This is a genomic window from Streptomyces sp. NBC_00344 (genome assembly GCF_036088315.1).
Classification (GTDB): domain Bacteria; phylum Actinomycetota; class Actinomycetes; order Streptomycetales; family Streptomycetaceae; genus Streptomyces.
On sequence record NZ_CP107996.1, the window covers coordinates 6,428,796 to 6,450,060 of the forward strand.

General features: G+C 69.1%; 16 protein-coding genes. 11 read left to right on the top strand and 5 right to left on the bottom strand.

Going from position 1 to position 21,265, the window contains the following annotated elements; all coding sequences use genetic code 11:
- Positions 1-122: 122 nt before the first annotated feature.
- The 6 genes from OHS16_RS29200 (at position 123) to OHS16_RS29225 (ending at position 8,693) form a co-directional block, all read left to right on the top strand.
- Positions 123-1,631, top strand: coding sequence for an aldehyde dehydrogenase family protein (locus tag OHS16_RS29200; protein ID WP_328540237.1), 1,509 nt, complete (start codon positions 123-125; stop codon positions 1,629-1,631).
- 62 nt (positions 1,632-1,693) lie between these two features.
- The gene (locus tag OHS16_RS29205) at positions 1,694-3,253 is read left to right on the top strand and encodes a GMC family oxidoreductase (RefSeq protein ID WP_328540238.1); all 1,560 of its coding nucleotides are present in this window, start codon (positions 1,694-1,696) and stop codon (positions 3,251-3,253) included.
- Between the two features lie 122 nt (positions 3,254-3,375).
- The gene (locus OHS16_RS29210) at positions 3,376-4,491 is read left to right on the top strand and encodes a quaternary amine ABC transporter ATP-binding protein (RefSeq protein ID WP_443042805.1); all 1,116 of its coding nucleotides are present in this window, start codon (positions 3,376-3,378) and stop codon (positions 4,489-4,491) included.
- 88 nt (positions 4,492-4,579) lie between these two features.
- Entirely contained in the window at positions 4,580-6,577 is a 1,998-nt protein-coding gene (locus tag OHS16_RS29215) for an ABC transporter permease (RefSeq protein ID WP_328540240.1), read from the top strand.
- Between the two features lie 3 nt (positions 6,578-6,580).
- The gene (locus OHS16_RS29220) at positions 6,581-7,585 is read left to right on the top strand and encodes an ABC transporter substrate-binding protein (protein ID WP_328540241.1); all 1,005 of its coding nucleotides are present in this window, start codon (positions 6,581-6,583) and stop codon (positions 7,583-7,585) included.
- Between the two features lie 97 nt (positions 7,586-7,682).
- Complete coding sequence (locus OHS16_RS29225; RefSeq protein WP_328540242.1) at positions 7,683-8,693, top strand: LacI family DNA-binding transcriptional regulator; 1,011 nt, start codon at positions 7,683-7,685, stop codon at positions 8,691-8,693.
- 82 nt (positions 8,694-8,775) lie between these two features.
- Here OHS16_RS29225 and OHS16_RS29230 read toward each other — a convergent pair whose 3' ends face one another.
- On the bottom strand, positions 8,776-9,579 hold the full coding sequence (locus OHS16_RS29230; protein ID WP_443042712.1) for a VOC family protein: 804 nt from the start codon (positions 9,577-9,579) through the stop codon (positions 8,776-8,778).
- A 449-nt stretch (positions 9,580-10,028) separates the two neighbouring features.
- Here OHS16_RS29230 and OHS16_RS29235 point away from each other — a divergent pair, with 449 nt between their 5' ends.
- Entirely contained in the window at positions 10,029-10,841 is an 813-nt protein-coding gene (locus OHS16_RS29235; protein ID WP_328540244.1) for a GH12 family glycosyl hydrolase domain-containing protein, read from the top strand.
- A 130-nt stretch (positions 10,842-10,971) separates the two neighbouring features.
- Here OHS16_RS29235 and OHS16_RS29240 read toward each other — a convergent pair whose 3' ends face one another.
- The 4 genes from OHS16_RS29240 to OHS16_RS29255 form a co-directional block, all read right to left on the bottom strand.
- The gene (locus OHS16_RS29240) at positions 10,972-11,181 is read right to left on the bottom strand and encodes a hypothetical protein (protein WP_443042713.1); all 210 of its coding nucleotides are present in this window, start codon (positions 11,179-11,181) and stop codon (positions 10,972-10,974) included.
- Between the two features lie 350 nt (positions 11,182-11,531).
- Positions 11,532-12,752 (bottom strand): phospholipase D-like domain-containing protein, encoded by a 1,221-nt coding sequence (locus OHS16_RS29245; protein WP_328540246.1) that lies wholly within the window; start codon positions 12,750-12,752, stop codon positions 11,532-11,534.
- A gap of 76 nt (positions 12,753-12,828) precedes the next feature.
- Entirely contained in the window at positions 12,829-13,380 is a 552-nt protein-coding gene (locus OHS16_RS29250; RefSeq protein ID WP_328540247.1) for a hypothetical protein, read from the bottom strand.
- Positions 13,381-13,476: 96 nt separating this feature from the next.
- Positions 13,477-15,072, bottom strand: a complete 1,596-nt coding sequence (locus tag OHS16_RS29255; protein WP_328540248.1) for an alpha-amylase family glycosyl hydrolase — start codon at positions 15,070-15,072, stop codon at positions 13,477-13,479.
- A 273-nt stretch (positions 15,073-15,345) separates the two neighbouring features.
- On the opposite strand from OHS16_RS29255, the gene OHS16_RS29260 reads away from it, so the two are divergent.
- The 4 genes from OHS16_RS29260 (at position 15,346) to OHS16_RS29275 (ending at position 21,133) form a co-directional block, all read left to right on the top strand.
- Complete coding sequence (locus OHS16_RS29260; protein WP_328540249.1) at positions 15,346-15,843, top strand: peptidylprolyl isomerase; 498 nt, start codon at positions 15,346-15,348, stop codon at positions 15,841-15,843.
- Between the two features lie 200 nt (positions 15,844-16,043).
- Positions 16,044-17,663: an APC family permease gene (locus OHS16_RS29265; protein ID WP_328540250.1), complete on the top strand. Its 1,620-nt coding sequence runs from the start codon at positions 16,044-16,046 to the stop codon at positions 17,661-17,663.
- A 191-nt stretch (positions 17,664-17,854) separates the two neighbouring features.
- Positions 17,855-20,044 carry an FUSC family protein gene (locus tag OHS16_RS29270; RefSeq protein ID WP_328540251.1) on the top strand — a complete coding sequence of 730 codons (2,190 nt, stop codon included), beginning with the start codon at positions 17,855-17,857 and terminating at the stop codon, positions 20,042-20,044.
- Positions 20,045-20,335: 291 nt separating this feature from the next.
- The gene (locus tag OHS16_RS29275; RefSeq protein ID WP_328540252.1) at positions 20,336-21,133 is read left to right on the top strand and encodes a VOC family protein; all 798 of its coding nucleotides are present in this window, start codon (positions 20,336-20,338) and stop codon (positions 21,131-21,133) included.
- Positions 21,134-21,265 lie beyond the last annotated feature (132 nt).

Here is a 21,265-nt window from a genome sequence, read left to right on the forward strand (position 1 = left end):
ACAGAGAGTGAAGTAGGTCGCTTTCTGTTGACCAACAGGCATGAACCGGGGGCAAACGGGGATGCGCAAGTCGCTGGTGTGAACCAGTGGCAGGAGAGTTCAGTGAGGAAAGGCAGTACCAAGTGTCGGCAAGCGAGACCATTCACGTAGACGGGGTGTGGCGAGCCGCCGCATCCGGCGCCACACGGGAGGTCCTCGATCCCGCCGATGCACAGGTCCTGCAGACGGTGGCCGAGGGCGGCGCCGATGACGCCGACGCCGCGGTCCGTGCCGCGCACCGGGCCTTCGCGGGCGGGCAGGGCGAATGGCCGCGCACCGCCGTGTCCGAACGAGCCGCGCTGCTGCGCCGGGTGGCCGGACTCCTGCAGCGGGACAGGGAGACGATCGCGCTCATCGAGAGCCGCGACACCGGCAAGACCCTGGAGGAGGGCCGGGTCGACGTCGATGATGTCACCCATGCCTTCGGCTACTTCGCCGATCTCGTGGTCAACGAGAGCGGCGGACGGGTCGTGGACGCCGGATCGCCCGATGTGCACAGTGTCGTCGTGCGTGAGCCGGTCGGTGTCTGCGCGCTGATCACCCCCTGGAACTATCCGCTGCTGCAAGCCAGCTGGAAGATCGCACCAGCGCTCGCCGCGGGGAACACCCTGGTCATCAAGCCGAGTGAGGTGACCCCGCTGTCCACGGTCCACCTGGTGAAGCTGCTCGTGGAGGCCGGTCTGCCGGCCGGCGTCGCCAATATCGTCACCGGGGCCGGCGTACCGGTGGGGGCCCGCCTCGCCGAGCACCCGCAGGTCGATCTGTTCTCCTTCACCGGTGGGCTGGCAAGCGGAACCAAGGCCGCGCAGTCCGCGGTCGCAGGGGCCAAGAAGATCGCTCTGGAGCTGGGCGGCAAGAACCCCAACGTGGTCTTCGCTGACGCCTGTGCCACCGATGCGGGCTTCGACACCGCGGTGGACCAGGCTCTGAACGCCGCCTTCATCCACAGCGGCCAGGTCTGCTCGGCAGGGTCACGACTGATCATCGAGGAGTCGGTCCGCGACCGCTTCGTCACCGAACTCGCCCGCCGCGCGGAGCAGATCAAGCTCGGCCGCGGCACCGCCGATGGCGTCGAGTGCGGCCCGCTCGTCTCCCAGCAGCAGCTCGACAAGGTCGAGGCCTATGTGGCCTCTGCGGTGGCCGAGGGCGCGAAGCTCCGCTGCGGCGGAAGCCGCCCCGAACCGTCAAAACAGCGGCCGGCCACCGGCTATTTCTACGCGCCCACCGTCCTGGACGCCTGCCATCGCGGCATGAGGGTCGTCCGCGAGGAGACGTTCGGCCCGATTCTGACCGTTGAGTCGTTCCATGACGAGGAGGAGGCGGTGACCCTGGCGAACGACACCGAATACGGTCTGGCCGGCGCCGTATGGTCGGGCGACACCGCCCGGGCCCGTCGTGTGGCCGGACGGTTGCGGCACGGCACCATCTGGATCAACGACTTCCACCCCTACCTTCCGCAGGCGGAGTGGGGCGGCTTCGGAAAGTCCGGCATCGGCCGGGAACTCGGCCCCACCGGCCTGGACGAATACCGCGAGTCGAAGCACATCTACGAAAACCTGAAGCCTGAACCGGTCCGCTGGTTCGCGGGCTGACCACCCGTCTGTTCGCAGCACCACACGCACGCGTAAGCACTTTGCAGAAGGAGCAACGCCCCATGCCACCGGAGATCTCCAGGATCACCGCCGACTACATCGTCGTGGGCGGCGGAACCGCGGGCTCGGTGATCGCCTCCCGTCTCACCGAGGACCCGGACGTCCACGTCGTGGTCGTCGAGGGCGGCCCCACTGACATCGACCGCGACGACGTCCTCACCCTCCGCCGCTGGCTCGGTCTCCTCGGCGGAGATCTGGACTACGCCTACCCCACCACCGAGCAGCCCCGCGGCAATTCGCACATCCTGCACAGCCGCGCCCGGGTGCTCGGCGGCTGTTCGTCGCACAACACCCTGATCTCGTTCAAACCGCTGCCGGGCGACTGGGACGAGTGGGCCGAGCACGGTGCCGCGGGCTGGGACGCGAAGTCCATGGACCCGTATTTCTCCAAGCTCCGCAACAACATCGTCGCGGTGGACGAGAAGGACCGGAACGCCATCGCCCGGGACTTCGTCGACGCCGCACAGAGCGCCCTGCAGGTCCCCAGGATCGATGGGTTCAACAAGAAGCCCTTCCACGAGGGGGCCGGCTTCTTCGATCTCGCCTACCACCCGGAGAACAACAAACGCTCGTCCGCCTCGGTGGCCTATCTGCATCCGCACATCGAGGCCGGCGACCGCCCCAACCTCAGGATCCTGCTGGAGACATGGGCGTACCGGCTGGAGCTGACCGGCTCGCGGGTCACCGGTGTCCGTGTCCGCACCAAGGACGGGGAGGAGGTCCTCCTGGAGGCCGGCCGTGAAGTGCTGCTCTGCGCGGGTGCGGTGGACACGCCGCGGCTGCTGATGCTCTCGGGTATCGGCCCCGGTCAGGACCTGGAAGCCCTGGGCATCCCCGTCGTGCACGATCTGCCGGGTGTCGGAGAGAACCTGCTCGACCACCCCGAGTCGGTCATCGTGTGGGAGACCGACGGGCCCATCCCGGAGAACTCCGCGATGGACTCGGACGCCGGGCTCTTCGTCCGGCGCGACGACGAGTCCCGCGGGCCGGATCTGATGTTCCACTTCTACCAGATCCCCTTCACCGACAACCCGGAACGTCTCGGCTACGAAAAGCCCGAGCACGGTGTGTCGATGACGCCCAACATCCCCAAGCCGCGCAGCCGCGGCCGTCTCTACCTCACCAGCGCTGATCCCGACGTCAAACCAGCCCTGGACTTCCGGTACTTCACGGACGAGGACGACTACGACGCGGGAACACTGGTCGACGGAATCCGGCTGGCCCGCGAGATCGCGAAGACCGAACCGCTGGCCCACTGGCTGAAACGCGAGGTCTGCCCCGGTCCCGACGTCACATCCGACGAGGACATCAGTGAGTACGCCCGCAAGGTCGCACACACCGTGTACCACCCGGCCGGCACCTGCCGGATCGGCGCCGTCGACGACACCACGGCCGTGGTCGATCCCGAGCTGAGGATCCGAGGTCTCTCAGGTGTCCGTATCGCCGACGCATCCGTCTTCCCGACGATGCCGGCGGTGAATCCCATGATCGGAGTCCTGATGGTGGGAGAGAAATGCGCGGACCTCTTGGCCGCGACCCCCGAGCCGGGAGGCGATGCATGATGGCGACCGCTGACGCTGGACCTGCGGAAGACCGCAAGAAGGACAGCAACACCGCCGAGAACGAAGCGGTGCCCGCGAAGGGCGTCGCACTCACCCACCAGGAGACCGGGGCCGGTGCACGCATGGACGCCGAGCCGGGTTCCGTATCCGCCACCGACGCCCCGGGGCACGGTACCGGCCCCGTGGTGAAGGGCGACGGGGACGTGGTCTTCTCCGTCCATCACCTGTGGAAGGTCTTCGGCCCCAGGGCGGACCGTGTTCCCGGCGACAGCTCTCTGGCGAGTCTGTCCGGAGCGGAACTGCGGGAGCGCACCGGCTGCACCGCGGCTGTCCGGGACGTCTCCTTCGACGTCCGGCAGGGTGAGGTCTTCGTGGTGATGGGACTCTCCGGTTCGGGCAAGTCCACCCTCGTCCGCTGTCTCACCCGGCTCATCGAGCCGACGAGTGGCGAACTGGAGATGGACGGTGAGGACGTCCGGTCGATGGACAAGTCCACACTGCGCGAACTCCGCCGCCACCGTGCCTCCATGGTCTTCCAGCACTTCGGCCTGCTGCCGCACCGTTCGGTCCTGGACAACGTCGGTTACGGCCTGGAGATCCAGGGTGTCGGCAAGGACGAACGCCGTGCCAAGGCCGCCGACTTCATAGAGAAGGTCGGACTCACGGGCCTGGAGAACCGGCGCCCCAGCCAGCTCTCCGGCGGCCAGCAGCAGCGCGTGGGCCTGGCCCGCGCGCTCGCCGTCGACCCGGAAGTCCTGCTGTTCGACGAACCGTTCAGCGCACTCGACCCCCTGATCCGGCGCGATATGCAGGAAGAGGTCGTCCGGCTGCACAAGGAAGAAGGCCGCACGATGGTCTTCATCACCCATGACCTGTCCGAGGCCCTGACACTCGGCGACCGCATAGCCCTGATGCGGGACGGCAGGATCGTGCAGCTCGGCACCCCCGAGGAGATCGTCGGCTCCCCGGCAGACGACTACGTCCGCGACTTCGTCCGCGGTGTTCCCCGCGAGCAGGTCCTCACCGTCCGCCGCGCGATGCGCCCCGCAGAGGGCAACGAGGCGGAAGAGGGCCAGACCCTCAGCCCGGCCACCCTGATATCCGACGCCATCGAGGTCGTGGTGCGCTCCGGCGCCGCCGCGCGTGTCGTCGAGGACGGACGCTGCCTGGGCATCGTGGACCACGCCTGCCTGCTCGCGGTCGTGGCCCGTCTCGACGAGAGGGGGGTGGCGGCCTGATGTCCCGGCACCTTTCTTCCCCCGGCGTTTCCCGGTCCCGGTTCGCGGCGGCACATCTCCCCACCGCCCCGGCGAAGCGGGGGCAGGCATGACCACGGCCACTGCCACACCTGTCGCAGCCGACCCCACCCCGCCCGCTGCTCCGGACGAACCCTCCGGCCTGAGCTCCGCGCTCCACCACCACGGTGTGCGCAAGATCCTCGCGCTGGTCGTCATCGCGGCGGTACTCGTCCCGATCGCGAATGCCAACTGGGGCAGCGGACTGTGGCCCGGTGCGCTGACCGTCGACCTGTCCAAACCTCTGGGCGACGTCAGCGACTGGATCATCGACAACCGCGACACCCACCCGGTCTTCATCTACTTTCTCGGCTACCTCAGCAACGCGGTGATCATCGCCGTCCGCGGCGTGTATCTGCTGCTGCTGGCGCTGGGCTGGGCGGGCGTGACGGCCGCCGTGTCCCTCGTGGCCTGGCGCGTCGCCGGGCTGCGCATCGGCCTCACCGCTCTGGTCTCGCTCGTGGTCTGCGGACTGCTCGACATGTGGGTACCGACCATGCAGACGCTTGCGCTGATGGTGGTGGCGGTCCTCGTCTCCGTCGCCGTCGGCGCCGTCCTCGGTCTCGCGGGAGGCCTCTCGGACCGGCTCTTCCGCATGCTGCGACCGGTGCTCGACACCATGCAGGTGCTGCCGGCCTTCGCCTATCTGCTCCCGGTCGTCCTGGTCTTCGGTATCGGAGTGCCTGCCGCCCTGCTGGCCACCGTCATCTATGCGGCGCCACCCATGGCCAGGCTCACCGCTCTCGGGCTGCGCGGCGCCGACTCCGGCGTCCTGGAGGCCGTCACATCGCTCGGGTCCACTGCCCGGCAGCGACTGGTCACCGCGCGACTCCCGCTGGCCCGCAAGGAACTGCTGCTCGGTGTCAATCAGACGATCATGATGGCCCTCTCGATGGTCGTCATCGCGTCCCTCATCGGCGCGGCCGGACTCGGTGACCGGGTCTACCAGGCCCTGGCCTCCGTCGATGTGGGCTCCGCGCTCGCGGCCGCCATTCCCATCGTGCTGCTGGCCATCGTCATGGACCGCACCACCGCGGCCGCCGGCGTCCGCCTGGGCGGCGAGCCGTCCGGCCCCGAGGCCCTGCGCGGCCGACGCGGCTGGGCGCTGGTGGTCGTACTGACCGCCGTTGTCGCCGTGGTGGTCCGGCTGGCCGGATCCACGCTCTGGCCGAGCGGTGTGACCGTGGACATCACCCGGCCAGTCAACGACTTCAAGGAGTGGATGGTCGACCACCTCTACTCCGGAGTGCCGGTCGTCGGAGGGACCGCCGACTGGGCCGCACACTTCACCTCCTGGATCCTGGACCCGCTCAGGGACGGACTGACCGGCCTGCCCTGGTGGGGGGCGCTGCTGATCGTCGCCGCACTCGCCTGGCTGATAGGCACCTGGCAGACCGCGCTGACCGCGGTTCTCGCCATGTGCCTCATCGGAGTGCTGGGTATGTGGAAGCCCTCCATGGACACCCTTTCCCAGGTGCTGGCGGCGCTGTTCGTCACCCTCGTCATCGGGTTCGCCGTCGGCATCCTGGCGGCGGGAAGCCGCAGAGCCGAAGCCGTACTGCGCCCGATCCTGGACGTTATGCAGACCATGCCGCAGTTCGTCTATCTCATCCCGGTGGTCGCGCTCTTCGCGGTCGGGCGCGCCCCGGCTGCCGCGGCGGCCGTGGTGTACGCACTGCCGGCAGTCATCCGCATCACCACGCAGGGGCTCCGGCAGGTCGAGCCCGCCGCTGTGGAGTCCGCCCGCTCGCTGGGCGCCACCCGCTGGCAGCTGCTCCGCCAGGTCCAGCTGCCGCTGGCCCGCCCGGCACTTCTGCTCGCGGTCAACCAGGGGGTCGTGCTGGTGCTCGCAGTCGTCATCATCGGCGGCCTCGTCGGCGGTGGCGCCCTCGGGTACGACGTCGTCACCGGTCTCGCGACCGGCGACCTGGCCATCGGCCTCGTCGCGGGCGTCGCCATCGTCTGTCTCGGCCTGATGCTCGACCGGGTCACCCAGCCGACCCGGCGCCGCGCACCGAAGGGGGCCTGAACCATGGCTCGTATCACCACACGCAAGCGCCGGACAACCGGCATCGTCATGTCATTGGCGGCCGGCTCACTGCTGGTCCCGCTCAGCGGCTGCGGTGCGGCCGACATGACGAAGCAGTCCTCACCCTTCGCCGCCGCCAAGGGGGCCAAGTCGGTGACGCTCTCGGTGCAGAGCTGGGTCGGCGCTCAGTCCAATGTCGCCGTCGCCAAATACCTCCTCGAGCACAAGATGGGCTACCGCGTCGACACCGTCCAGGTGGACGAGATTCCTGCCTGGGACGCGCTCAGCCAGGGGCGGGTCGACGCCATCCTCGAGGACTGGGGCCACCCGGACCAGGAGAAGCGGTACGTCGAGGACAAGAAGACGATCACGGCGGGCGGGGACCTCGGGGTCACCGGCCACATCGGCTGGTTCGTTCCGACGTACTGGGCGCGCAAGCACCCCGGCGTCACGGACTGGAAGAACCTCAACAAGTACGCCGGCCGGCTGCGTACGGCGGAGAGCGGTGACAAGGGCCAGTTGATGGACGGCTCGCCTTCCTACGTCACCAACGACAAGGCCCTGGTGAAGAACCTCAAGCTGAACTACGAGGTCGTCTTCGCCGGTTCCGAGGCGGCGCAGATCACCCAGATCCAGCAGTTCGCCAAGGAGAAGAAGCCCTTCCTCACGTACTGGTACGAGCCTCAGTGGCTGTTCAACGAGGTACCGATGACGGAGGTCAAACTCCCGGACTACACGGACAAGTGCGGGAACGAGGGCGCCAAGGACCCGGCGTCGGTCGACTGTGCCTATCCGAAGACCCCTCTGCAGAAGTACCTCAACACCGAGTTCGCGAAGACCGGCGGCGACGCCGCGAAGCTCCTGAAGAACTTCAAGTGGACGAAGGACGACCAGAACAAGGTCTCCGAGATGATCGCATCCGAAGGGCTCTCGGCTGACGAGGCGGCCAAGCGCTGGGTGGAGAAGAACCCGCACATCTGGGAGAAGTGGATCCCTGCCAAGAAGTGACGTAGGGGCCGGACCGGCGGCACCCGGCAGGCCGCACACGGCGAATGAACTGTTTCAATGGGGAGAACCGCTGGACCAGTAGAGAGCACAGGACCACATGGCCGGAATCAAGGATGTGGCGCGGGAGGCCGGCGTCTCGGTGGGCACGGTCTCCAATGTGATCAACCGCCCCGAGACGGTGTCCGAAGGGACCAGGGAGCGGGTGCAGTCGGCGATCAAACGGCTGGGCTACGTACGGAGTGAGTCGGCCCGCCAGCTGCGTGCCGGGCACAGCCGCATCATGGCGCTGCTCGTTCTCGACATGGGCAATCCTTTCTTCGTCGATGTGGTCCGCGGCGCCGAGTCGTCGGCCCGGAGCGCGGGGCTCGGTGTGATGGTCTGCAACAGTGGCCAGAGCCCTGCCGAAGAGGCGACGTATCTCTCGCTGTTCATGGAACACCGGGTGCGGGGTGTACTGCTGACCCCGGCCGACACCACAGGGGCCAATCTCGACTCACTGCGCCGGCAGCACATCCCCTTCGTCCTGGTGGACCGGGCGGGTGTGGAGCCGGGGGAGTGTTCGGTGTCGGTCGACGACACCATGGGCGGTGCCCTCGCCGGCCGGCACCTCGTCGGGGCCGGACACCGGTCCATCGCCTACATCGCCGGCCCCTCCCAGCTGCAGCAGGTCCGGGACCGGCGCGCGGGCATGCTCATGGCGCTGGCCGAGGCGGGACTGCCCGCCGAGGCGCTGCTGGAGATTCCCGCCGAGCGGCTGGATGTCGCGGCCGGGCGCGACGCGGCTTCCCGGCTGCTCGGTCTCGTACCCCGGCCCACCGCGGTGTTCTGCGCCAACGACCTGCTCGCGCTGGGTGTTCTCCAAGTGGTGTACGCGGCAGGACTCGCGGTGCCGCAGGATCTGGCGATCGTCGGTTACGACGACATCGAGTTCGCGGCAGCGGCGGCGGTGCCGCTCACCTCGGTGCGCCAGCCGGCGGTCGCGATGGGGCGCCTGGCCGCGGATCTGCTGCTCGAGGAGGTCGGACCCGATACGCAGGACCACCGGCATCAGCACGTGGTGCTCCAGCCGGAGCTTGTGGTCCGGGAGTCGAGTGGCTCCCGCCGCTGACACGATCCAGCGCTGACGTCCGCGGACGCCCGGCCAGGAGCGGCGGGACGTACCGGCCGGCCGTGTCGGGAACGATGGCGGGTCAGCCGGGACAGGAGCGGGTGGTGACGGTGAACATCGCTCCGTCGGGGTCGCGCAGGACGGCCTCGCTCTTGTCCGGCGCGTAACGCTCATCCAGCGCGGCGCCACCGTGTGCGCGGGCGGCACGCACCGTCGCAGCCACATCGGCGACGGGGAAGTGGACGTGCCAAGCGGGGCGGACGCGCGGATCGGGCGCTGAGCCGATGGCGCCGGAGCTCAGGCGTGCGAGGACACTCGAGTTGCTGTACAGCACGACCTCGTCCCCTTCGTAGTCCGGTACGCAGGACCCCGGCCGGCCGTTCGCCCAGTCGAGGACCTCCCCGTAGAAGATGGCGGCTTCGAGCGCGTCACGGGTGCGCAGGTGCAGCCAGGCGGGTGTTCTCCGGCGCCAGTCCGGCCAGTCGACAGGCAGCTTTCCCTCCCAGATCCCGAAAGTCGCACCGTCGCGGTCCGCGGCGATCGCGCCGCGTCCCACGGGGAAGGAGAGCGGGCCGATCGCGACGGTGCCACTGCGCTCACGGATCCGCGCAACCGCGTGATCCGCGTCGTCGACCGCGAAGTAGGAGGTCCAGGCCACGGCGACCTGCAGGGACGGCGCCAGTGCCCCGATGCCGGCGACGGGCGCTCCGTCGACGACAGCCAGCGTGAAGTCGCCTCCCATCGGGGTCGGGCGGAACTGCCAGCCCAGTACGGCCCCGTAGAAATCCTGTGCGCTCCTCAGATCGCGTGCCATCAGACTCACCCAGCAAGGGGCGCCGAGGACGTCGCTGCTCGATGTTTCACCTTTGACGGTGCCCAGTGTCATGTCCAGTCCAACGGGTTTCTGTCTCGCTCGAATGAGGCTCGGGGGACCGGGAGGGCCCCGCTCTGCCCAGGAGAAAGCCGGGCGCGGAGCGGACACCCTCCGTCTGTCTGCTGCGCCGCATCCACCATATTCCAGACAAAGGTCATCGTCAGGTGGACGGGAGGCGTCTGCTTCGGTGTGCTGCCTCCTCCGTGAGCACCTGCCCCCGGCGCCCCCCCGGCACGCCACCCGCTCTGCCGGGGCGTGCGGTCCGCCCGGACCGTCATGCGCGTAACCGTTGACTCCGTACATGCCAAGTGCCACCGTTCTGTACGCGGGCGGCCGCCCCATCGCGTGTACACCGTGAACCGGCCGCTTTCGTCCGGTGCGCCGCTCCGGACGCCATGGCTCCCGTTCGTGCCGGTTTTTCCCGCCAGGTAATGGGAGCGCTCCCAACAAAGGATGTTCGGATGCCCCCCACTCCTACTCCCGCCCCCACTTCGCTGAGGCGCCTCACCGCCCGGTCCCGCGCGGCCCGGGCGGTGTTAGGCGCCGTCGCCGCTGGGGCTGCCGTCTTCACGGCTGCCGCACCCGCAGCGGTGGCTGCCCCCGCGGCCACCGAACTGTGCGGTACCTACGATTCGACGTCCGTCGACGGCGGCCGGTACATCGTCCAGAACAACGCCTGGGGCGCGTCGACCCCGCAGTGCATCTCGGTCGACGGCACCTCCTTCGAGGTCACCAGGGCCGAGCACAACAACCCCACCAACGGGGCTCCGGCCGGCTATCCGTCCATCTACGCCGGCTGCCACTACGGGAACTGCACCACGGGAAGCGGTCTGCCGCTGAGGGTGGATGCGATGAACAAGGTGACCAGCAACTGGTCGACCACCTCTCCGGCGGCCGGGGTGTACGACGTGGCGTACGACATCTGGTTCGACCCGACTCCTTCCGCCGCAGGGCAGAATGCCGGCGAGTTGATGATCTGGCAGAAGTACCGGGGACCGGTCCAGCCGATCGGTTCCCGGGTCGCCACGACGACCATCGGGGGAGTCTCCTACGATGTGTGGACCGGGAACATCGGCTGGAATGTGATCAGTTACGTCCGCACCACTCCGGCCGACTCGGTAACAGGTCTGGACGTCCGTGCCTTCGCGGACGACGCGGCGAACCGGGGATCGATCCAGCGCAGCTGGTTTCTCAACAGCGTGCAGGCCGGCTTCGAGCCCTGGCAGGGCGGGGTGGGGCTGCGCACCGGCTCGTTCTCGGTCGAGGTGAGCTGACGCTCGCTTCCGAGCCGCCTCTCGCACGTGGTGGGCCCGCCTCCGCTCCGGTCCGGCTCACTGTGCCGAACCTGGGCGGAGCGTGACCGCGTGCGCGGACGGAAAGGGTGAGTCTTCGGGCCGGGCCGGGCTAGGCCGAGCCGGTGCGTCCGCCGCCCGGTGAGGACAGGGCGTCCTCGATCTCTCCCTCGCGTATCGCCTCGATCACAGCCTGATGCAGCGACCGGCTCTCCTCCCGGGAGGGACAGGGCACCGGGCTGCCCACCAGGGTGAACCAGTCAAGAGCGCCGCTGTACTGGACCGCGATCTCCGCCAGTCCGTCGATCCAGGTCGTGTGCACCGTCAAGTCCCCGCTGAGTGCACCGACTTCCACGGTTCTGATGCCGCCTGCTCCCGTGAGGACTCCAGTCGTTGTCCACGACGCCCAGCTCGTCATTGGAACCTCCCACACGGTCGAGCATCCCGCGCGCAGGTCACGGGTCGGCCCACCTCCACCTCTTCTCCAGTGTGCCACCCGTGCCCCGCGTGCGCCTCCGGGATTCGGACGGACATGCGAATGCCCGGAACCAAGGGGGTAGCGGGCGTCGACCCGGCACGGCCGGAGAGCCGGCCGTGCCGGACGCCACGGTCCATCGACGGCGGCCGGCAGCGACCAGAGGTGACAGAGCCGGAGGGCCAGAGGCGACAGTGTCAGAGGAACCGGCGGATCGGCACAACGGCGGCTTCCCTGACACGCTGGGTGAGCGAGCGGCGCTTCCACCGGTGTGCGCTGATGAGTTCGCTGTTCGTGAGATCCTCGTCGAAGTGCCTGTCCAGCGTTGCGGTGAACGCCGGATCCAGCACGGCGAGCATGATCTCTTCATCGTGGGCGAGGGACCGGCGGTTGAAGTTGGTCGAACCGATCAGCGCGGCGGTCCGGTCGACGGTGATGACCTTGGCGTGCAGCATCGTCGGCTGATACTGGTAGATCTTCACCCCGCACGCGGTGAGGTCCTCATAGAAGCGCTGTCCGGCCAGTTGACAGACCCGTTTGTCGGTGTGCGGTCCCGGCAGGACGATCTCGATCCGCACTCCACGACGGGCGGCGGCGCACAGCAGCTCGATGAAGTAGGCATCGGGTGCGAAGTAGGCAGTGGCGAGCCGGATGCGCTCCTCGGCCGACTCGATCATGACGCGGAGCAGGGTCTGCATGTCCTGCCAGCCGAAACTGGCCGACCCGCGGACCACCTGCACCACAGCCTCGCCGTGCGGCTGGTGGCCGGTGAACCTGTCATGCTCATCGAAGAGTTCCTGATGGCACTCGGCCCAGTTCTGCGCGAACGCGGCGGCGATGCCGTCCACGGCAGGGCCGCGCACCTGGACGTGGGTGTCGCGCCACTCGTTCTCGTTACGGGCGTCGCCACACCATTCCTGGGCGATACCGACCCCGCCGGTGAACGCGGTGTCCTCGTCGATGACGAGAACCTTCCGGTGGCAGCGGTGGTTCTGCTTGAGCGGTGACAGATACAGCGGCCTGCGGAACCACGCGACCTGGACACCGGCCTCCTCCATCGTCCGCAGCTGGTCCTTCTCGATGAGCCGGCTGCCGAAACCGTCCAGCAGCAGCCTCACCCGCACCCCGCTGCCGGCCCGCTCGGCCAGCGCTTGGGCGAACTCGCGCGCGATATCGCCCGTCCAGTAGACGAAGGTCATCATGTCCACGGTGTGCCGGGCGGACCGGATTCCGTCCAGCATGGCGGCGAAGATCTCGTCACCGTTGCGCAGCGGGATCAGCTGGTTCCCCTCGGTCGCTGCGATCCCGATCAGCCGCTCCAGGCGCCGGCGTATTCGCTGAGCGCGTTCGTCGAGGGGCGTGACCCGTCTCGCGGCGGGATCCGGATCCAGTCCGGGGGCTTCCTGGGTGCTTGTCATGGCCTTGCTTTCGCTGGAAAAAGTAGGAGGGGCGGAGCAGGGTGGTGGAGCGGGGCACAGCCCATGCCCGGCGGTCTCACACCGGCCTGCTCCCGGGGTGCGCGTCAATGACGTCGGCGATGGTGTGGCCACCTTCCCACCAGTCGGTCCCGCCGCCGGCGGCGCAGCTCTTTCCCGCGGTCTCCACGGCGGCCGCGGCCGCCGTGCGGATCCGGTGCCAGAGCAGTGTGTCGTCAGGATGCCCACTCTCCGCGCGGGCGATGAGCACCGCCCGCTGCACCTCCCCGGCGCCGCGGACCCGGGGCGCGTCGCACAGCGCGGCGTAGGGGGTGCGGCGCAACGTCGCGGACAGGCCCTTCTCGCCCGCTGCCGCCAGCGGCACCCGGGCCGCGTCCTGAGGGGAGTCCACGCGCAGCAGGACCGTCTGGGCATGGATCGCCGCAGCCAGCATCACCACCACCAGCGGACGGTCGGTACCGGTGAGGGTGACACCGTCCTCCTCGCTGAAGAGTCCGTCCTGCTTGCGCCGGCCTGCCAGGATCCGCACCAGGAGCCCGGCCCACTCCACGCACTGCTCCCAGACCGTCTCCGGAGTCCGCTCCGGCTCTGCCGCGTCGTCGAGTGTCATGGACGGAACCGTATCGCCCCTCAAGGGTGACCCGGTCCGGATCCCGTGGGGCACGCGGCCTCCGCCCGCGTCAGCCATCGAGGGGGCAGACCCGTGTCAGGCCTCGAGGCGGTAGACACCGTAGGAGAAGCCGCCGGCCCGGACGGTGACTCCGTCGAAACGGGTTCCCGAGACCTCCAGCGCCTCGAACCTGCCGGACAACGATGCGGGCACCGCACACTGCGCGCCGTCGCGCCGGGGGTTGACGACGATGAGGATGCGTCCCCCGCGCAGATACACAAAGGGGTATCCGCTGTGCAGGATGTCCACCGACCCCGCTGGGCGGAGTTCCGGATTCGCCTTGCGCAACGCGATCAGCCGCCGGACCAGGTTGAGCAGTGAGCCTTCGTCGGCGAGCTGCGCGGAGACCGTCGGTCGGTCCGGGTCGGGGTCGAGCGGCAGATAGAAGCGGTTGGCCGATGCCGTGGAGAAACCGGCGCCGGCTGTCGTGTCCCACTGCATCGGCGTGCGAGAGCCCGCCCTGTTGTAGTGCGGGCCCAGCACACTGCCCTCGGTGTCCGGCAGACCGCTGACGTAGCGCATGCCGATCTCGTCCCCGTAGTAGATGGCGGGGAGGGTGGGCCAGGTGAGCTGGAAGGCGAAGGCCGCGGGAAGCTGCTCCGGCGTACGGGGTCCGCAGTTGAGCCGCGAGAAGTCGTGGTTGGAGGTGGGCAGGGCGATGAACCCTGTGCTGCCGACGGCGGTGGCGGCTTCCTGCCAGGCCTCGGCGAACGGGCCGGGGGAGCCGGCTCCGCCGGCGTCGAAGAAGCAGTCGACCGGGTCCCAGTGGTCGCTGTCCGTGCCCTGGCGGTTGTTCCACAGGGAGCGCAATGGGCGGCCATCGGTGGGGCCGCCGAACTGCAGGAAGAAGTCGGCATGGAAGCCTGCGGGCACCGAGACCGCGGGGTCGCCCCACTCCGAGAGGAGAACGGCACCGGGGTGCGCCGCCCCGAGCCAGTGGCGGATCTCCGTCCAGATCCCGGCGGTCTCCTGGTGTCCCGGGTCGTCCTTGACCAGGGAGGCGGCCATGTCGACGCGGAAGCCGGAGAGGCCGAGACCGAGCCAGTGATCCATGATGTCCCGGAGCGCCGCCCGGTTGGCGCGCGGCCCTTCGGAGTCGACTCCCTGGCGCCAGGGTTCGGAGGGATCCATTCGGGCGTAGCCGAAGTTGAGCGCGGGCTGGGATTCGAAGAAGTTGGGCAGATAGGCGCCGGGGCGGGACCCGGGGGAGGCCACGAACCCCTCGGGGCAGCCATCGGACGTCCAGATGTAGCGGTGGTCGCCGGGGTCGTCGGCCGCGGCGGTGAACCAGGGATGCGCGTCGGAGGTGTGCCCGGCGACAAGGTCGAGCAGCACCCTGATGCCCCGCCGTCCGGCTTCCTCCACAAGCCGCACGAGGTCGCCTTCGGTGCCGTAGCGGGGAGCGACCGTGAGGTAGTCCGATACGTCGTATCCGGCATCGCGGAACGGTGAGGCGAAACAGGGATTGATCCAGACGGTGTTCACACCGAGCCGTTCGAGATGATCGAGACGACCGGTGATGCCGTTGAAATCACCGATGCCGTCGCCGTCGGAGTCGGCGAACGACTGGGGGTAGATCTGATAGAAGACGGCGTCGGCAAGCCAGTCGGGGGCGGGAAGAAACGAAGTCATGGACGCGACGGCCTTTCCCTCGGTGGCGGATCAGTACCGGAGGCGGGGCGCGACGGTGCCCGGGAACCGCCCGCCTTCCCTTCACTTGCCTGTATCCCCCGGTTGCCGGGCGCCACGCGTCGGCGGATACGCGGTGTCCGCCGTCGTAGCAGGACCCAGCGCACGGCCGGCGGCCGGCGGGGAACATCATGGGGGTTCGGGTGAGCTTGTGGGAGTTGCGCCCGACCGGGGGGTGAGTCGGGGAATCGATGCCGGGGATGTCAGGATGGAACCATGACGATCAAGGCGTACTTCGACATCACCATCAACGACGAGCCCGCCGGGCGGATCACCTTCAACCTGTTCGACGAGAGCGTTCCCAAGACGGCGGAGAACTTCCGGGCGCTGGCCACGGGCGAGAAGGGCTTCGGCTACGCCGGCTCCGGTTTCCACCGGGTCATCCCGGAGTTCATGCTGCAGGGCGGCGACTTCACCAGGGGCGACGGCACCGGCGGCAAGAGCATCTACGGCGAGAAGTTCGCCGATGAGAACTTCACCCTCAAGCACGACAGGCCGGGCCTGCTCTCGATGGCGAACGCCGGTCCGAACAGCAACGGCTCGCAGTTCTTCATCACCACCGTGGTGACGCCGTGGCTCGACGGCAAGCACGTGGTGTTCGGCGAGGTCGCCGACAGCGCCAGCATGGACCTGGTCAAGAAGATCGAGGGCTACGGCTCGCCCCAGGGCCGCACCAAGGCCAAGGTCGTCATCTCCGACTCCGGCGTCCTCTGAGGCACCGCGGGATTCGCATGCGCTGAACCGCGTGCCGGATTCAGGTTGCCCGGTGGGCGGGCCGCTGCGCCCACCGGGCCCCTCCGGGTCCACCCCTCCCGGGGCTCGCGTCCCTTGCTTCCCGGCACGTGCGGTCGTGCGCGGCCCGCTGGGCACCGGCAGCGAGGACGGGTTCCGGGCCGAGCGAGGAGGCGCGTCACGTGCCGCAGAACCAACCACCGCAGGCTCCCGCCGTCCCCGCGGTGCTCGTCGAGGAGAGCAGGCTCCGTAAGGACCTCGGATTCTGGGGTCTGACCGCGATCGGTTTCTCCAACATCCTGGGCTCCGGCTGGCTGTTCGCCGCGATGTACGCCGCCCAGACCGCGGGCCCCGCGGCGCTGCTGTCCTGGATCGGGGCCGGCGTGCTCTGCGCCCTCGTCGCTCTGGTCATGGTGGAGCTCGGGGCCACCCGCCCGGAGGGCGGCGGCACGGTGCGCTGGCCGCTGTACGCCAGCGGGCGGCTGGTCGGCACGGTCATCGGCTGGTCCGTCCTGCTGTCGGTCGGCGGCACGGCGGCGGAGATCAGCGCGATCATGCAGTACGCGGCGCACTATCTGCCCGGCCTGTACGAGAACGGCAGACTCACCGCTTCCGGTCTCGGAGTGGCGTCGGCGCTGAGCGTGCTGCTGACAGCGCTCAACTGGTTCGCCGTACGGGTGTTCGCCCGCATGAACAACCTGGTATCGCTGTTCAAGGTGGTCATTCCGGTGATCACGGTGGTCGCGCTGTTCCTTTCGGGCACGCACTCCGGACGTCTCACCGACCACGGCGGCTTCGCGCCCTACGGCTACGCGGCCTGTCTGACCGCGCTCGCCGGCGGTGGCATCGTCTACTCCGTCAATGGATTCCAGGCGCCGCTCGACTTCTCGGGCGAGGCCCGCAGACCGCGCCGCAACGTACCGGCCGCGGTGCTCACCGGAATCGGTCTGGCGGTGCTCGTCTACATCGGGCTGCAGCTGGCCTTCCTGTTCACGGTCCCCGATTCCCTGCTCGGCCACGGGTGGCAGGGCGTCAACTTCGACTCACCCTTCGGGCAGCTGGCCCTGGTGCTCAACCTGCACTGGCTGGCGACCCTGCTCTACGCCGACGCGGTGCTCTCACCGGGCGGATCGGCCTACGTCGGGGTGGCGATCGACGCCCGGCACACCTACGCACTCGCCAAGAACGGTCTGCTGCCGCGGTTCTTCATGCGCATCGACGTCCGCTCCGGAACGGCACGCCGGGCCCTGGTACTCAACCTGGCGGTCATCGTCGTCTTCATGCTGCCGTTCGGTGGCTGGCAGGACATCGTCAGCGTCATGGGGGACATGTATCTGCTCATCTACGCGGCTTCGGCGGTCGCGGCCGCTGCGTTCCGGGCCCACGACCGGGAACGGGGAATGCCCAGGGCGGACGGTCAGGTACCCGGCGTGCGCTGGATCGCCCCGGTCAGTTTCGTGGTGGCCAGCGAGTTCGTCTACTGGTCGGGCTGGCACGACCTGCGGCTGGCCCTGCCGCTCGTCCTGGCCGGTGTGCCGCTGTTCCTGCTGCTTCGGCGGGGCGAGACGCAGGAGCCGTCGAAGCGCGTCGAACTGCGGCGCGGAGCCTGGCTGATCGTCCATCTGGTCGCACTGACCGTGCTGTCGTGGCTCGGCACCTTCGGCGGATCCGGTCGGCTGCCGGCGCCCTACGACTCGCTGGTCGTGGGTGTTGTCGCACTGGCGGTGTTCGGCTGGGCGATCCGCTCGGGTGCCGACCACCTCAGGTTGGATCCGGCCGAAGTGTCCCCGGCCGCGGTGTGACCCGCCGGGCCGGACAGTCCGGGTCCTGACCTGCTTCGATCCCGGAGTGGTGGGTCGTGCGATGCTGGGTCGTAGCAGAGACCGGACCGTGGCAGGAGTCAGGAGAGTACGGCGGCGTGGCAGTGAGATGGCAGCGAGGCACCGTTGTCCGGCACCGATTCGCGGCATCCGATCCCGGACTCCTGCGACTCATGGCGGGGCTTCGCACGGTCGGTGCGATCGCCCTGACCCTGGTGGTTCTCGCACTGCTCCACACGCCTGTCACCCACATGGTCGCCGGGGCCATGGCAGCCATGGTCTCCACGTTCGCCATCAGGGAGAAGCACGTACGCGGCCAGGCGCTCACCCTCGCGCTGGGCCTGCCCGTCGCGCTGGTGGCGATGTCCCTGGGGGCACTGCTGCACACCCGGGTGATCGCCGGTGATGCGTTCTTCATCCTGCTGATCTTCTGTGCCGTCTACTTCCGACGGTTCGGCGACCGCGGTACCGCGCTCGGACTGATGGGTTTCCAGGTCTACTTCATCTCCCTGTTCGTGCGGGCCACCGTCCCCACACTGCCCGAGCTGTATCTGACCCTGACGATCGCCTTCGCGAGCAGCGCGATCGTACGGTTCGCTGTCGTTCCGGAGACACCCGAGCGCACCCTGGGCAGGATGCGTGAGGCCTTCCGCGCGCGGCTGGCCCAACTGGTGGCCACCCAGACCGAACTGCTCGACGCCACCCCCGATCAGCTGGACAAGGTTCTCGACGACCTGCGCAGGCACACCGCCAGGCTGCACGAGGCCGCGCTGATGATCCAGGGCCGGCTCGAGGAGGGCACCCGTGACGCTGCCGCGGCGGCACTGGTGCAACGCCGGGTCGCCGAGGCCGAGATCGCCGCGGAACGGCTCGGCGTTCTGCTGCTCAACGCCCGCAGCGCCGAGCGGGCCGACACCCTCACGCTCCATCTCCCGAACGCCCCCGTACCGGAACCGGCGAGCCCCGCTGAGGGGGCACGCCGCGAGGACGACGCGACCATGGCCCTGCGCCGGGACCTGAACGCGCTCCACCTGCTGGTCACCCGGCTGTCCGCGGACAGCCGGGGCACCGCGCTGGCCCATGTGCGCAACAGGCTGCTCGGTTACCGGGACGAGGAGAACCTGCCGCGCGCCTCACACGCTGTCCAGGACGTCTTCCGTGGGCTCGGTGAAGCCGCGCGTTCCGTGCTGGGGCTGCGGCTGGCCCTGGACGGGCCCCAGGACGAGTCCGACGACGCACCGGAGACCACCCGTTCCCGCGAGGAGTTCGAGGCCGAGGACATCGCGCTGGCCGGTGTGCAGGAGGAGACCGAAGAGGAAGACACCGGGCTGCAACGCTCCACCACCCGCGCCGCCTTCCAGGTGTCGGTGGGCTCGACGCTGGCCATCGTCGGCGGCGAGTTCCTGTCCAGCCAGCGCTGGTACTGGGCGGTGCTGACCTGCTGGGTGGTGTTCCTCAACACGGCGTCGACCGGCGAGATCCTGGTCAAGGGTTATCGCCGGCTGCTGGGGACCGTTCTCGGCGTGATCGCTGGTGTCGGCCTTGCCGGTGTGGTCGGCAACCACACGTGGACCGCGTTCCTTCTGGTCCTGGTCTTCATCTTCGGGATGTTCTTCACCGCACCCCTGTCGTACGCGTTGATGTCCTTCTTCGTCACCGCGATGCTCGGGCTGCTCTACACCCTGCTCAACACCTACAGCTTCGCCGTGCTCGTGCTGCGGATCGAGGAAACGGCGCTGGGCGCCGCCTGCGGTGTGATCGCCGCCGTACTGGTGCTGCCGGTGCACACCGACCGGCGTACCGACGAGTTGCTGCGCACTGTCCTCGCCCGGCTGCGGGACGTCTCATCGGCTGCGGTGTCCCAGCTCAGTGGGGGCCCGGCGGTGGACCTGCTGGACATGGCGCGCGATCTGGACACCGCGCTGGACGACCTACGCCGCTCCGTCCAGCCGTTGACCCATCCCATCACCCCGCTGCGGGTGCGGCGGCAGACCGCGCGCTATCTGGTCGCACTGCTGGAGACCTGCGCCTACCACGCCCGCTCGCTCGCGGCGACTGCCGAACTGGTGCCGTACAGCAAGAGCGTCGCGGCCGATCCGCGTCTTGAACGGGCCGGCCGGCGCATCGCGCACAACATCGACGTTCTCGTCGCGCGGGTACTGGACGAGGACGCGGAAGGCGAGGTCGAGTCGGGCGCCAGCATCGCTTCGATGCTGGAGGACTCCGGCTCGGGCGTCCCGCGCTCCGGCACCGTCACCTTCCGTGTGCTGCGTCATCTGCAGCGCCTCGACGAGGGTGTGGCGGGCCTCGCCCGCCCGCTCGGCGTGCCGGTGGCCGGCCGGGAGGACCGCAAGGCCGCCTGACGGGGGCCGGCACGCCGGGGTGTGCCCGGGTCGGTGGCCGCAGGCGGGCCAGCACCGATGCCGCCGAACCCTTTCGGGTCCTGACCAGCGTCTTCGCTTCCCGTCAGGCAGTCAGCGCGCCGCTTCCCGGCGCCGCCCCCGGTGCACGGCGCGCGGGTTTCAGCTGTACGGGTGAGGATGGAAGCGCGGTACCAAGGGCCGGTGCTGCCGGCGGCCGCGCCGAGCGGGTGAACGGTGGTGCGGTGGTGGCGGACGGCGGGCGCTGTCATACCAGTACATCGGAGGACCCACATGCTGACGACGGACTACGTACCCGGCACGCCGAACTGGGTCGACCTCGGAGCCCCCGACATCGACGCAGCCGTCTCCTTCTACACCGGGGTGTTCGACTGGACCTTCCAGTCGGCAGGCCCCGAAGCCGGCGGCTACGGCTTCCTCCAGCTGAACGGCAGGACCGTCGGTGCGGTCGGACCTCTGACGGCGGGCGCGAGTTCGGCCTGGACGGTGTACTTCCACACCGCGGATGCCGACGCCACCACACGGGCCGTTCAGCAGGCGGGCGGCGAGGTCCGTGTTCCGCCGGCGGATGTGTTCACCGCCGGCCGGATGGCCGGCTACACCGACCCGGCGGGCGCCGAGTTCGCCGTGTGGCAGCCCGGCGACACCAAGGGCCTCGACACGGTCATGGAGCCCGACGCCATGTGCTGGACGGAACTGCACACCAGGGACGCCGCGGCCGCGAAGAACTTCTACCGCTCGGTCTTCTCCTGGGACTACCAGGACATGCCGATGGGCGACGGCATGGTCTACACGGTCGTGTCGTCCCCCGGCGGCGGCAGGGGCGACGACACCGGCCAGGGCGGAGTCATGCAGCTTCCGAAGGAGAATCAGGATGCGGGTGCGACATCGGAGTGGCACCCGTACTTCGGTGTGAGCGACTGCGATGCCACCTTCGCCGCGGCCACCGAACGGGGAGCCACGGTGCTGATGCCGCCGAGCAATGCGCCGGGGGTCGGACGCCTGGCGATGCTGCGTGACCCGGCCGGCGCCCAGTTCGCCCTGATCAAGGGTGACCCCACGACGACCTGACCGACCGGCAGACTGGGCCGGCATGGCCGCGACGACGCACGCGACCGCGGACGTCTGTCCGGTGCTGCCCGGTACCGTCACCCAACGGAGACTGCAAGGAACTTTCGCGCCGCTCTTCCGCGGGAGCAGACT